Raw genomic sequence first — 12876 nt, 5'->3', positions numbered from 1 at the left:
GGGGCAGGGTTGCGCCGGGCGGAGAGGTCGGGAGGGCCGGAGCTGCGGCCGTCTCAATCCGACAGTCGCGCGATCGCCGCAACCGGGCCGCCGCCCGCCGGCCCCTGATGCTCGGCGCCGCCGGAGACGTAGACCGCGCCGGTGCCGGCGAGGCCCGCGATCAGGCCGCCGACCGCAGCGCGAGCGTGGCGCGTCGAGCTGATGTCGGTGTCCTCGAGCATGGTGTGGCGAAAGCCGCGCACGCTGCCGTCGGGCGAGGCTTCCGCCTTTGCGAAGATGTTGACGAGCGCGCGGCCCGCGCTGGTTTGCGGCGCGACGCCAAGCCCCACGCTGTTCAATGCCGATAGCACCGCCGGGGCGTCGATCGCATCATCCATCACCGCATGTCCGATCTCGAACGCGCTCGCTGAGGTCGCCGAGTTGCCGAGCACGATGACGACATTATGCATCAGCTCGATCCCGGACGAGGTGGAGGCCACCTTGGAGAACAGGTCGTACCGGCGCAGCACGTCCTCGTCGCGGACGTCGGGGCCGATCTCACCGAGCGCGACCGCAACCCCGAGCGCGGAGGCGCCGCGCGAATAGGCCATTGAGCTGTAGGCGCTTGTGGTCGCCGTCTTGCTGCCGCGCACATTGGCCGCCGCGACGCGCTCGCTGGTGAGCAGCGGGCATTTGATCTGCACGAAATGGACGTCGCCGGGCTCGGGGATGCCGGCGTCCGCCATCGCGGCCTTCACGGCCTTGGCCGTCTCCACGATCTGCGCAGAGCGCCCAAGCTCTTCGGGCAGGAAGTCCCGCGTCTGCGCCATGCCGATGCTCAGGCGCTTGCCGGACAGGCCGGCCGGGCGCTCGGCGTCGTGCCGTGTGAACACCGTGATGTGCGGGCTCAGCACGCCTTCAGTGCCGCCGGACATCACGAAGGCGATGCGCTGCTCGACCTCGTGCGGGGTGAGACCGAGTTGCGGCGCCAGCGCCGTGCACAGCGCGGCCACGGCGTACTCCCGGGTAAAATCGTTGACGCCGCCATTGCCCTCGGTCTTGCCGAGAATGGCGAGGATCGATTTCGGATCGATCGCGCCGGAGGCGATCATGGCCATGAGGCCGGAAACGTCGCCGGGGCCGGTGGTGGCGATTTTGAAGACGCCGACCGATGTGGTGCGCATGAGGAGTCCTTGGTTCGGTGGCCCGGCGGGGCTCACCAGCCGTGGAACGGGGGCGCGTGTCAAGGTGCAAGTGGTCCGTAGCCCGATGAGCGAAGCACAGCCGGAGCGGCGCGATGTCAGGCCGGGTATCGCTCCGCTCACCCGGCCTGCAAGATCTCGCGTTGCCGACGGCCAAAACATCCGATCGGCGGGTCAACCCGCACGCGTGAAAATATTCGCCTTTGCAGAATTTCTGATTTATCGCATTCTCCCGCCAGCTCATCCCGGTCAGAGCGGCGTATCGCGATCGTCACGAACGCGGGGTGAGCCGTGGTGGACGCAAGGCCACACCGGCGCGAAGGGTTTTGCAGGGCGGGCAACCGTGAGCGAAATACCTCGCGCATACGACCGGTGTGATCGGCGTACGGTAAAATCGAGCCGTCCTGACGCCCGGGGTCTGTGCGTCAAGTCTTGTCGTGATGTGGCGGCCCAACCGGGTGCGCGCGTCAGTTATCGGCAAGGCGACGGGGGCAATAGTGCATCGCTGCCCGGGGAGAGCTCGGCATAAGCCGTAAAACCACTGCGCAGGGAAGGTTTCACCGCAAAAATCGCAGTAATATCAATGTTCTGACTGCCTTGTGTCCACCGTTGTGTCGCGATCCGCGATCCAAAAATATTTTCGCATCCATACGCCTACCCGCCCCTCCGCGAGCCGCCGCGCGGGGCGCCGCCTTCTAGACTTAGCTCGGATTGTGAAGTCGATTCGCGGGACTATGGCGAAATCCTCGAAACTTGTTGCTGCGAAGAACGGGCGCGTGCTTCTGGTCAGGCGGAGGCGCGACAAGCTCTGGATGTTCCCGGGCGGCCGCAAGCGTGCAGGTGAGAGCGAGAGAAAGTGTCTTCGCCGTGAGATCAGCGAAGAATTGCCGAAGCTCAAGCTTGGGCCGATGAAGCTATGGAAAGAAGTGAAGGGTACAAACCGTCGATCCGGGCGAAAGATGAGCGATGCGATTTTCGTCGCCAAGAACGCGGCGGGTCGCTTAAAGATCGGCGACAAGAAGGAGATCGATAAAGCGGCTTGGCGCAAGCCGCGCGGCATCAGGCTCACGCCGACCTCCCGCTATATTCGAGACAAGCTATTTCCTAAAGGGTCCTAGTCGCCCGTCGGGGTAATGCGAAACTCAACCACCTCGGGCAAGCCGCGCAAATGTTTGGCAAGTCGTTCGGCATTGAGCCTGTCGCGGCTCTTAATGGTCATCCGGTACTCGAACTGCTGCCCGCCCTCGCTTAGTCGCGATGACAGGTTGGCAATCGTAAAGCCGTGATCGCCAATCATCTTGTGGACTTCGCTTTCGCCCATCACCTTATCCCGAGCAAAGCGTAACATGTGATGGGCATAGAACTCGCTCGGCAATCGAACCTCGATGACCCTGAACAGCGCGAGTACCATGAGGGTTGCGACGGCGCCAACAAACGCCGCAAACCAGAACCCGATTCCAACCAGAATACCAATAGCTGCCGTCACCCAAATGGATGCAGCCGTTGTTAATCCGCGGACAGTAAGTCCCTCCTTGAAAATGACGCCAGCTCCCAAAAATCCAATGCCGGTCATGATGCCCTGCGCCATACGGGTCGGGTCAGTGCGGATGGCGTCATGTTCAAGTAATGTCATCCACTGGTGCTGATAAACCGTAACGATCATGAGAATGGCTGACGCGATACAGACGAGGGAATGCGTTCTAAAAACCTGCCGGGCGTCCATGAAATGTGCGCTCGAACCCGATCATAGCGCCAATGGTGAGAGCACCAGCAACTCTGACGATAATCACCAGCTCGTCGTGCCCCATGGTCGCCTCCTATGCGTTTTCACGAAGTCACATCGAAAAGAAGACGCCCCCCGGGGAAATCAAAAGGGCCAGGCGTAAATCAGAGCCACAAGGGAGGTGTGGTTAACCTCGCCTCGAAAAAGCTAACACAGTGACCGAAAACGCCAAGAATAAACCTGACAGCCGAAGCGATATGCGAGCTACAGCGAACGTCATTTCGCATCACACACGCAGCGCTAACACTCTGGGCACAAGGCCTGCTTCGGGTCATTTCGACGGTTTCAACAGGGATTGTCGGAGGGCTGATGTCCGCTTCTGCCCGTAAACGTCCAACGGGCGCCTGCCTCGAAGCATTGCGTCCGACCGGATCGCTGTGATTCAAGCTTCCAAACTGGGGGCTCGAATCATGCGCTACGAACTCGCCGATCATGAATGGTTTGCCATCAAGCCCATGCTGGCTAATAAGCCCCGTGGCGTTCCTCAGGTGAACGACCGTCGTGTCTTCAATGGCATCTTCCGGGTCTTGCGCTCTGGGGCACCTTGGCGTGATCTGCCCGACATGTTTGGTCCGTACTTTCGCCGATCTAGCCGATCCTCAACACGGCGTGGTGGTCTGGCAGGGCTGCCGAGACTTGGTTGATCAGTTCGGCAACGGTGTTCTCGAAACTGTCCGCGCTCGGCAAAATATGTGTCCAAGGCTCACTGCTATATCTGAACGAGTAGTCACGGTGCGCGGGCGCGACGCGCTGTACGAGCTTCTGAAGGTCCTCGCTGGGTTGAAGTCCCAATTCCAGTGCGCGAGCCAGTGCCGCGTCCAGATCGTGCCTGATCCTCTTCGTTTCCCTTTCGCAGCCGCCCTTAGCCAGAATGTACGCCTTGATGGCAAGCTCGATGGCGTGGGAAAGCAGGAAATACTTCGGTGAGAAATGAGACAGGTCTGCGGTGAGTTGCTTGGCGGCAGACAGATATGCTTCGGCATCATCGAGATAGTTGTCGGCCAAGGAAAGGCCCATAAGTCGGGTCGCCGTAACGTTGGTTGCAGTCGCGCCGTCGCGTTTGAGGACCGTTTCAGATCGGCGCGTGAAGAATTTGTGGAACCACTGATTGAGCTTTTCGACGATGCCGCCCAGCGACACCGTCGTCCTCACAGTAATGTTGATCACCTGCTCATGCCGTATGGCTTCGCGTACAGCGTGAAGGGCTGAAGGTTTCTGCGGGGCTTTCTGATCAATTTGCGCAAAGCGCCGAGCATGTGCTGATGCCTTTGGATTATGCGGCTGCTACTTTGTCGTTGACCCACCAGCCCTTCTCGCACGCCGCTCGGAGATGCGGCGGTACCACTCCCGATCGATGCGTGCTGCCCGCCTGGCGCGTCTCAACTGGCTGAACTGCCGCCGTCGCGCGGTCCTCTGTCTTCTCATCAGGACCCACCCGATTTCATTCTCGGTCCCGCAGTTAAGACACTTCTCAGTCAAGGGCTTGCCGGGCTTCAGCATTTCAGCGCGGCGGGTTGGCACGGCAACTTCTTCGCCGCAATCGTGGCAATCTAGCCGAAGCACGCGCCGGACGAAGCAGACCTCCCCGTTTTCGATCAAGACGGAGAAACTTTCGTCGCAGTCGCCTCCAATGCAGTTTATGACCTGCTCATGTTTGAGCATGGCAGATCGTCGCTGGATTGTTCTGCCGCACTCACACTTGAGGTGTTCTGTTAGACCAATTCCGCTGGTCAGCATGCCGCCGACCTCGACCAAGCGCTTCAATTCCGCCAGCACCTCGATGACTTTTGCCTTCGTCTTGTTGAAGTCGCCGTAGGCCGGAATGTCCTCGTCTTTGGTTTTCGGCAACGCTACATGCAGAGCGAGATTTGAAAGCGCCTGCCAGTATTCGCTCAGCAGCTTGGCGTCGAACCCGGCTTGCGTGCCGATCTTTACCCATTCCTTGTCCGGTATATTTTCGAGCGAAACCTGATACGCGTCAAACGGCTGCTTCGCCATATACAAGGTTTGCTGCGAAGTGGCGCGTTTATCGACTTCGGTGATCAAGGTGACCACAACATCCCTTGGTCGCCAGCCGCGCAAGTCCTCGTGCGCGATATAGTCATGCGCGATCTTCAGGCGGTCGTAGCAAACCTTCTCGATGCCGAGACGACATTCGAGGGCAGCATAGGTGATGCTTTGCGGCGTATCCTCCGCCAGCAGCTTTTCAATTGTCGCGATTATCGCCCTTAGATCGATCATGGCATTTCCAACCTTTGCCGCACGGCGCCGAAGCACACCAAGACGACGCCCCCAAGCATAGCGAACCTCCTCTGTGGTGAAACGAACTCGCAAATTATCAATCTATAGGTGATCGGCCCAGGGTCGTCTACGGCACATCGTGGGCGTGGATAACGCCCGCGCGGCGGGCGCTGGACCTTCCCGCATGCGTTCATTCGAATTTTGCCTGCCAACCAAGGGCACCACCGTCCCGGACGGCCCGGACTGGCTTCATGAAGTGAAATACGACGGGTATCGCCTCCGCTTGGAGCGCGATGGCGATCGCGTGCGTCTCATCACGCGCGGCGGCTATAATTGGTCAACCCGCTATCCCTGGATCGTCGAGGCCGCGCGCAAGGTCCGCCAGAAGCAGTTTGTGCTCGATGGCGAAGCGGTCGTGCTGAGCATCAATGGCATCTCAGATTTCAACGCGCTTCACTCGCGCAGGCACGATGATGAAGTGCAGTTCTGCGCCTTCGATATTCTCGCCGAAGGCGGTGACGACCTCCGCACGCTTCCCCTGTCGATGCGGAAGACGAAATTGGAGCGCCTGCTGGCGCGCGCGGCCCTGAAGGCGTCTTCGTCAATCGTGGCGACCTTGGGCCTGATCTCACTAGAGCGCGTCGAGCGTCGTTCGCATGAAGTACGCAGCGGGTGCCGGCCGTGTTCGGCTCGACTGCAGAGCCGCACCGCCGCACAATGATTGGGTTTCTACACTCCGAGGTCGTGCCGGACTTCTGTGGAAGTCCAACTCTGGTTTCATCAGCGGAACAATGGCGCGACAATATGCCCAATGCAGTTATTATTGCCTTTCTCAAAAACCGGGAGAGCATAGGCGCTACAGGCAAGCACTCCTTGCCATCTGCTGTCCGTCAAACAGCGACGTCGCCGAACTTCGCTGTGACTTCAAGTGGCAGCGCCAGCGCCATCGGCAGGCTTTTCACTTTCCCGCTTCTCTGAATGCCAACTGCCACTCGATTTGCATGCAGGTGCGTAGTCGTATCACCGTCGGTGACGAGCAGTCGATTGAGTTATGCTGCCCAACTTTGGGCATGTGGGGGCAGAACGGCGACGGCACTTCAAGCAACGCACTGACCACGTGATCACACACCTCCGCTCACTGCCGTTAAGGAGCGATTCTGTGCGTGGATTTCGGGTTGTCCTACTGATGATCAGCGATCGTCGACCTGCGCCAAGCCCTCCAAGCAACCTGCTCAACGGCCGCTACGGGCGGTCGCATGCAGAAGCGAGTGTCGTCCTGAGAATTGCCGAGATCAACACCGTGCAGCCGATCGGCTGCTCTGCATATGTGGCGCCACCGCGCGCAATCAGCTGGTGGCTGCCATGACCGAGCTCGGCGTGCATCGGCAAGCGGAGCTGGATGGTGTCGTGGCGGCGCTGGCGCCGTGTGTCCTTGATGCGCTGAGGCTCGCCGCGGTCGTGGTCGACGGAGCCGGGCGAATCCTGCTCGCCTCTCAAAAAGCTAAGGACCTGTTGAGACAAGATCAAGATAGTGTGCTGTCCATCGATCGTTCGAAGCGACTGTGCGCGACTAGTTCGGCCGAGAATGCGGCGTTCAAGGCCGCCCTTACGTGCGCCTTGCGCTCACCGGCGGTGCTCACGACGCAGCCCGTGCGGTTGACGTCGCGCTCGTCCGGACGGGCTTTTGTCGCTTGGGCCGTGCCGATGAGGTCGGAGCAGGCAAGCCGATCGAACCATCGCTCGCAATCTATGCTCGGTCGTGGCGTCGATGCGGCTGTTCTTGTCCTCGTAATTGAGGCGGAGTGCGCGTTATCCATTCCCCCAGAGGCGATTCAGGCGGCGTTCAAATTGTCCGCCGCAGAGGCGCGACTCGTCAGCGCGCTGATCGCAGGCCGGACCCTGGTCGAGTATGCACAGGACAGCGGGCACTCGCGCAATACTGTGCGCAACCAACTCGCGTCCGCTCTTGAGAAGACCGGCACGCGGCGGCAAGCGAAACTCGTGACAGCGATCGTCGGTACGCTCGGCATATTCGGGTGTCGTTGAGCAGTCCTTCGCTGGTCTCATCCTCACCTCGAATGGGGTAAGAGGATTGGTACATTTGCATCATGCGCTTCAACCGCGCGCCGCGCAGAATAGTCTCGGGCGTGGTGCGCCCAAGACCCTTCGACAGGAACAAGCAAGAGCGCGGGAGGCCCCGCAATAACCGTTCATTCGATCGGCACCGCCAGTTGGACTCGCCTTTTTTACGCGCCTGCCGGAGTCATTGATTTGTAAGCCGCGTCTACCTGTTCAACCGCCACCAGCTTTATGCGTGTCCGCAACTCAGAAACGAGGAGGTCAGCATGGCCGATTTCATCGTAAGGACAGTCGGGCTCCAGCCCACGGTCACGACGCTGCCGGACGGGCATTTCGTGGTGACGTACACGACGTTTGAACTTGACGGATCGACGGACATCCGTGCCCGGCTGTTCAATCCCGACGGCACCGCGGTTGGTGCCGACTTCATCGTCAACACGACCACGCTGTTTGACCAGATTGAGGCCGAGGTCACGGCGCTGCCGGATGGGCATTTCGTGGTGACGTGGCAGTCTGTTGACGGCGGCGATGGGTCGGGCTCCCTCATCCGCGCCCGGTTGTTCAATGCGGACGGCACCGCGGTCGGCGACGACTTCATCGTCAACAGCACGACGTTCAACTCGCAGGTTGAGCCTACGGTCACGGCGCTGCCGGACGGACATTTTGTGGTGACGTGGAGGTCGGAAGACGGCGGCGACGGGTCCGGAACTCTCATCCGCGCCCGGCTGTTCAATGCCGACGGCACCGCGGTGGACGACGACTTCATCGTCAACAGCACGACGTTCGGTTCTCAGAGCGGGCCCACAGTGACGGCCCTGCCGGACGGGCATTTCGTGGTGACCTGGCAGTCGAATGACGGCGGCGACGGGTCGGACTCCCTCATCCGCGCCCGGCTGTTCAATGCGGACGGCACCGCGGTGGACAACGATTTCGTCGTCAACAGCACGACGTTCTTAGCTCAGTTTGCGCCCACGGTGACGGCGCTGCCGGACGGGCATTTCGTGGTGACGTGGTACTCCGCCGACGGCGGCGACGGGTCGGGCTTCCTCATCCGCGCCCGGCTGTTCAATGCGGATGGCACCGCGGCGGACGGCGACTTCATCGTGAACAGCACAGTCGCGGGCCGTCAGTCGGAGCCCACTGTGACAGCGCTGCCGGATGGACATTTTGCCGTCACATGGTACTCGTCGGACGGCGGCGATGGGTCGGGCTCCCTCATCCGCGCCCGGTTGTTCAATGCCGACGGCACCGCGGCCGGCGACGACTTCATCGTCAACACGACCACGGCGGGCGATCAAGTTGAGCCCACGGTGACGGCGCTGCCGGACGGGAATTTGGTCGTCACGTGGCAGTCCAATGAGCCTGGGCCGACCCAAATCCGTGCCATCATCATCGATCCGGCGGCGGCCGCCAATATTGCCCCGACCATCACCTCGAACGGCGGCGGCGACACGGCGGCGGTTTCGGTCGCGGAGAACAGCACCGCGGTGACGACTGTTGTCGCAACCGACCCAGATGCAGGGCAGACGTTGAACTATACGATCAGTGGCGGCGCGGACGCTGCCAAGTTCACACTCAACGCGACGACTCACGCGCTCACCTTCGTTACGGCCCCCGATTTCGAAGCTCCGGGCGATGCAGGTGCCAACAACGTCTACGACGTGACTGTGCAGGTCGCGGACGGCAACGGCGGCATCGACACGCAGGCGATTGCGGTCACAGTAGCCAACCAGAACGAGGCGCCGACGATCACCTCGAATGGCGGCGGCAGCACCGCGGCGATTTCAACGGCCGAGAATACCACGGCGGTGACGACGGTCGCCGCGAGCGACCCGGACGGACAGACCTTGACCTATTCAATCTCTGGCGGCGCGGACTCCAACAAGTTCTCGATCAACGCAACGACGGGCGCGCTCGCCTTCGTCACGGCGCCAAACTTCGAGGCTCCGAGCGACACCGGCGGCAACAACGTCTATGACGTGACCGTCCAAGCTGCGGACGGCAATGGCGGCATCGATACGCAGGCGATTGCGGTCACGGTAACGAACCAGCACGAGGCGCCGGCGACCGCAAGCGCCACCGTGACCGCGGCCGAAGATACGACCTACACGTTCACGCTGGCCGATTTCGCGTTCAACGACGCTGATCAGTCCTCCGACGCCCTGCGCCACATCGTCATCACTTCGATCCCCGCGGCCGGCACGCTGGCGTTGAACGGCGTCGCGATCACGGCGGCGCAGGTGGCAAGCGGTCTTGTCGTCTCGCCGGCGGCCATCGCCTCCGGTCTACTGACCTTCACGGCAGGGGCCGATGCAAATGGCAGCGACTACGCGACATTCGATTTCCACGTGCGCGACGATGGGGTGGGCGCCGGCACGGCGGGGACTTGGACCTTCAGCGGCAGCGGCGCGGATGATTCCGGAAACGACCATCACCTGGCGCTGACTGGCGGCGCCGGCTTTGCGCCGGGCTTGTTTGGCGAGGCGCTGGCTCTCGATGGCGCCAAGGGCAGCGGCGCCGTGCTCAGCACCGACCCCTCGGCCTTCGATTTTGGTTCGAGCGATTTTACTGTTGAGCTCTGGGTCAAGTTCGATGACCTCAGCCGGGAATCGACCTTGATTGAGAAGTTTACCAACGACAGCGGACCGGGCTGGACGTTCACGGTTCTGGGGGACCACCGTCTGCAATTCTATGCCGCTGGAGTAGCAGTCCTCACGTCAGATCCGCTGACGATTGCCACGGGAGAGTGGCACCAGTTTGTTGCCGAGCGTAGCGGCACAACCTTCAACCTGTTTGTAGACGGTACCCAGGTCCTTAGCGGCTCAGGAGGCGGCGCGATCATACCCTCGTCAGGGCCGCTTCTGATCGGCGGACGCAACGCCGGCGACCCGCGCAATTTCACTGTCGATGGTGTCGTCGACAACGTGACCATCTGGGACCACGCCCTCTCCACCACGCAAATTTCGCAGCACTGGAACGGCGGCGCTGGCATAGATCCGGGAGAAAATGTGTCCCAGACGGCGACCGTGACGATCGATGTCAGCGCGGTCAACGATCCCCCGACCATCACCTCGAACGGCGGCGGCGACACGGCGGCGGTTTCGGTCGCGGAGAACAGCACCGCGGTGACGACTGTTGTCGCAACCGACCCAGATGCAGGGCAGACGTTGAACTATACGATCAGTGGCGGCGCGGACGCTGCCAAGTTCACACTCAACGCGACGACTCACGCGCTCACCTTCGTTACGGCCCCCGATTTCGAAGCTCCGGGCGATGCAGGTGCCAACAACGTCTACGACGTGACTGTGCAGGTCGCGGACGGCAACGGCGGCATCGACACGCAGGCGATTGCGGTCACAGTAGCCAACCAGAACGAGGCGCCGACGATCACCTCGAATGGCGGCGGCAGCACCGCGGCGATTTCAACGGCCGAGAATACCACGGCGGTGACGACGGTCGCCGCGAGCGACCCGGACGGACAGACCTTGACCTATTCAATTTCTGGCGGCGCGGACTCCAACAAGTTCTCGATCAACGCAACGACGGGCGCGCTCGCCTTCGTCACGGCGCCAAACTTCGAGGCTCCGAGCGACACCGGCGGCAACAACGTCTATGACGTGACCGTCCAAGCTGCGGACGGCAATGGCGGCATCGATACGCAGGCGATCGCGGTCACAGTGCAGAACGCGAACGAGGCCCCGACCATCACCTCGAACGGCGGCGGCGACACGGCGGCGGTTTCGGTCGCGGAGAACAGCACCGCGGTGACGACTGTTGTCGCAACCGACCCAGATGCAGGGCAGACGTTGAACTATACGATCAGTGGCGGCGCGGACGCTGCCAAGTTCACACTCAACGCGACGACTCACGCGCTCACCTTCGTTACGGCCCCCGATTTCGAAGCTCCGGGCGATGCAGGTGCCAACAACGTCTACGACGTGACTGTGCAGGTCGCGGACGGCAACGGCGGCATCGACACGCAGGCGATTGCGGTCACAGTAGCCAACCAGAACGAGGCGCCGACGATCACCTCGAATGGCGGCGGCAGCACCGCGGCGATTTCAACGGCCGAGAATACCACGGCGGTGACGACGGTCGCCGCGAGCGACCCGGACGGACAGACCTTGACCTATTCAATCTCTGGCGGCGCGGACTCCAACAAGTTCTCGATCAACGCAACGACGGGCGCGCTCGCCTTCGTCACGGCGCCAAACTTCGAGGCTCCGAGCGACACCGGCGGCAACAACGTCTATGACGTGACCGTCCAAGCTGCGGACGGCAATGGCGGCATCGATACGCAGGCGATCGCGGTCACAGTGCAGAACGCGAACGAGGCCCCGACCATCACCTCGAACGGCGGCGGCGACACGGCGGCGGTTTCGGTCGCAGAGAACAGCACCGCGGTGACGACTGTTGTCGCAACCGACCCAGATGCAGGGCAGACGTTGAACTATACGATCAGTGGCGGCGCGGACGCTGCCAAGTTCACACTCAACGCGACGACTCACGCGCTCACCTTCGTTACGGCCCCCGATTTCGAAGCTCCGGGCGATGCAGGTGCCAACAACGTCTACGACGTGACTGTGCAGGTCGCGGACGGCAACGGCGGCATCGACACGCAGGCGATTGCGGTCACAGTGACCAACGTCGCTGGCGTATCGCTGATTAATAACGACCCGACGATCACCGGCACGAATGAGGAGGACGCGCTCACCGGCCTCGACGGCAACAATACGTTACAGGGCCTCCTCGGCAATGACATTCTGAAGGGCGGCGCCGGCAACGATAACTTCCTCTACAGAGTTGGCGACGGTGCGGACACGATTGACGGCGGCAAACAGGCAGACACTCTCACCATCACCGGCATGCCTGGTTCCAGCGCCGACACGATCCACGTCGTTGTGTCCGGCGTTTTGCTCAGTGGAGTGGAGGGTGGGACAATCACTAACGTCGAGAAAGCTTTCCTCGATCTTGGTGCCGGTACCGATACTCTGAGCTACACCGGAACCACCTCAGGCGTGTCGGTCAACCTGTCAACCTCGACCGCAACAGGCTTCAATTCGATCTCGGGCGTGGAGAACGTCACCGGCGGATCAGGAAATGACACGCTCACGGGTAATTCGGCCGCCAACACTTTGTTCGGCGGCGACGGAGGTGACCTATTTGTCTTCACGAACCTGGCAAACTCACTCGCTCCGGCGTTCGACACCATCGATTTCACCTCAGGTGATCACTTGCAGATCGGACACAAGCTCATGGGCTTGACCACCGGCATCGTGAAATCTGGTGGCACCGGTAATCTTGCCGCAGATCTCGCAAGCGTTCTCAATACCGGCAATCTCAGCAAGAATGGAGCCGCTGAAGTCACCATCACAGGCGGGACGGATGCCGGAACCTACGTCGTCATCAACGACAACACAGCCGGGTACAATGCGAGCAACGACGGCGTCGTGATGCTGGTAGGAGCGCCGCTACTGCACACGACGGATTTCATCGTCTGACCGAAGGAGACGCGCATCAAATACAAACCGATGGACATTCTCAGCGCGTCCCAGGTAAATAACCTCCAAAAAAAGCCCCGACGATGTCGCA

General features: G+C 61.4%; 8 protein-coding genes and 1 pseudogene. 5 read left to right on the top strand and 4 right to left on the bottom strand.

Going from position 1 to position 12876, the window contains the following annotated elements:
* Positions 1-53: 53 nt before the first annotated feature.
* Positions 54-1163 (bottom strand): ring-opening amidohydrolase, encoded by a 1110-nt coding sequence (locus ACNJYB_RS33545; protein WP_439370845.1) that lies wholly within the window; start codon positions 1161-1163, stop codon positions 54-56.
* A 752-nt stretch (positions 1164-1915) separates the two neighbouring features.
* Here ACNJYB_RS33545 and ACNJYB_RS33540 point away from each other — a divergent pair.
* On the top strand, positions 1916-2299 hold the full coding sequence (locus ACNJYB_RS33540; RefSeq protein WP_439370844.1) for an NUDIX hydrolase: 384 nt from the start codon (positions 1916-1918) through the stop codon (positions 2297-2299).
* On the opposite strand, the gene ACNJYB_RS33535 is transcribed toward ACNJYB_RS33540, so the two are convergent.
* On the bottom strand, positions 2296-2904 hold the full coding sequence (locus ACNJYB_RS33535) for an MgtC/SapB family protein (protein ID WP_439370843.1): 609 nt from the start codon (positions 2902-2904) through the stop codon (positions 2296-2298). The genes ACNJYB_RS33540 and ACNJYB_RS33535 overlap by 4 nt on opposite strands.
* Positions 2905-3374: 470 nt before the next feature.
* Here ACNJYB_RS33535 and ACNJYB_RS33530 point away from each other — a divergent pair.
* Positions 3375-3542: pseudogene (locus tag ACNJYB_RS33530) on the top strand (transposase); the annotation flags it as partial.
* A gap of 10 nt (positions 3543-3552) precedes the next feature.
* On the opposite strand, the gene ACNJYB_RS33525 reads toward ACNJYB_RS33530, so the two are convergent.
* Together ACNJYB_RS33525 and ACNJYB_RS33520 are read right to left on the bottom strand one after the other, a co-directional pair.
* A complete protein-coding gene (locus ACNJYB_RS33525; RefSeq protein ID WP_439370842.1) occupies positions 3553-4131 on the bottom strand; it encodes a HEPN domain-containing protein in 579 nt (192 codons plus the stop codon).
* Positions 4132-4248: 117 nt separating this feature from the next.
* Positions 4249-5205 carry a hypothetical protein gene (locus ACNJYB_RS33520; protein ID WP_439370841.1) on the bottom strand — a complete coding sequence of 319 codons (957 nt, stop codon included), beginning with the start codon at positions 5203-5205 and terminating at the stop codon, positions 4249-4251.
* Between the two features lie 184 nt (positions 5206-5389).
* Here ACNJYB_RS33520 and ACNJYB_RS33515 point away from each other — a divergent pair, with 184 nt between their 5' ends.
* The 3 genes from ACNJYB_RS33515 (at position 5390) to ACNJYB_RS33505 (ending at position 12785) form a co-directional block, all read left to right on the top strand.
* The gene (locus ACNJYB_RS33515) at positions 5390-5926 is read left to right on the top strand and encodes an ATP-dependent DNA ligase (protein WP_439370839.1); all 537 of its coding nucleotides are present in this window, start codon (positions 5390-5392) and stop codon (positions 5924-5926) included.
* Between the two features lie 641 nt (positions 5927-6567).
* Positions 6568-7251 (top strand): helix-turn-helix transcriptional regulator, encoded by a 684-nt coding sequence (locus ACNJYB_RS33510; RefSeq protein WP_439370838.1) that lies wholly within the window; start codon positions 6568-6570, stop codon positions 7249-7251.
* Positions 7252-7550: 299 nt separating this feature from the next.
* The gene (locus tag ACNJYB_RS33505; protein ID WP_439370836.1) at positions 7551-12785 is read left to right on the top strand and encodes a beta strand repeat-containing protein; all 5235 of its coding nucleotides are present in this window, start codon (positions 7551-7553) and stop codon (positions 12783-12785) included.
* Positions 12786-12876: the final 91 nt, after the last annotated feature.

This window comes from Bradyrhizobium sp. SMVTL-02 (genome assembly GCF_051853005.1).
GTDB lineage: Bacteria > Pseudomonadota > Alphaproteobacteria > Rhizobiales > Xanthobacteraceae > Bradyrhizobium.
This window is presented reverse-complemented; position numbering and strand designations above follow the sequence as displayed.

Bases quoted from the DNA above. Each gene is read 5' to 3' on its own strand.
- ACNJYB_RS33520 (WP_439370841.1), bottom strand. From the start codon at position 5,205: ATGATCGATCTAAGGGCGATAATCGCGACAATTGAAAAGCTGCTGGCG.
- ACNJYB_RS33535 (WP_439370843.1), bottom strand. From the start codon at position 2,904: ATGGACGCCCGGCAGGTTTTTAGAACGCATTCCCTCGTCTGTATCGCG.
- ACNJYB_RS33540 (WP_439370844.1), top strand. From the start codon at position 1,916: ATGGCGAAATCCTCGAAACTTGTTGCTGCGAAGAACGGGCGCGTGCTT.
- ACNJYB_RS33510 (WP_439370838.1), top strand. From the start codon at position 6,568: ATGACCGAGCTCGGCGTGCATCGGCAAGCGGAGCTGGATGGTGTCGTG.
- ACNJYB_RS33505 (WP_439370836.1), top strand. From the start codon at position 7,551: ATGGCCGATTTCATCGTAAGGACAGTCGGGCTCCAGCCCACGGTCACG.
- ACNJYB_RS33545 (WP_439370845.1), bottom strand. From the start codon at position 1,163: ATGCGCACCACATCGGTCGGCGTCTTCAAAATCGCCACCACCGGCCCC.
- ACNJYB_RS33515 (WP_439370839.1), top strand. From the start codon at position 5,390: ATGCGTTCATTCGAATTTTGCCTGCCAACCAAGGGCACCACCGTCCCG.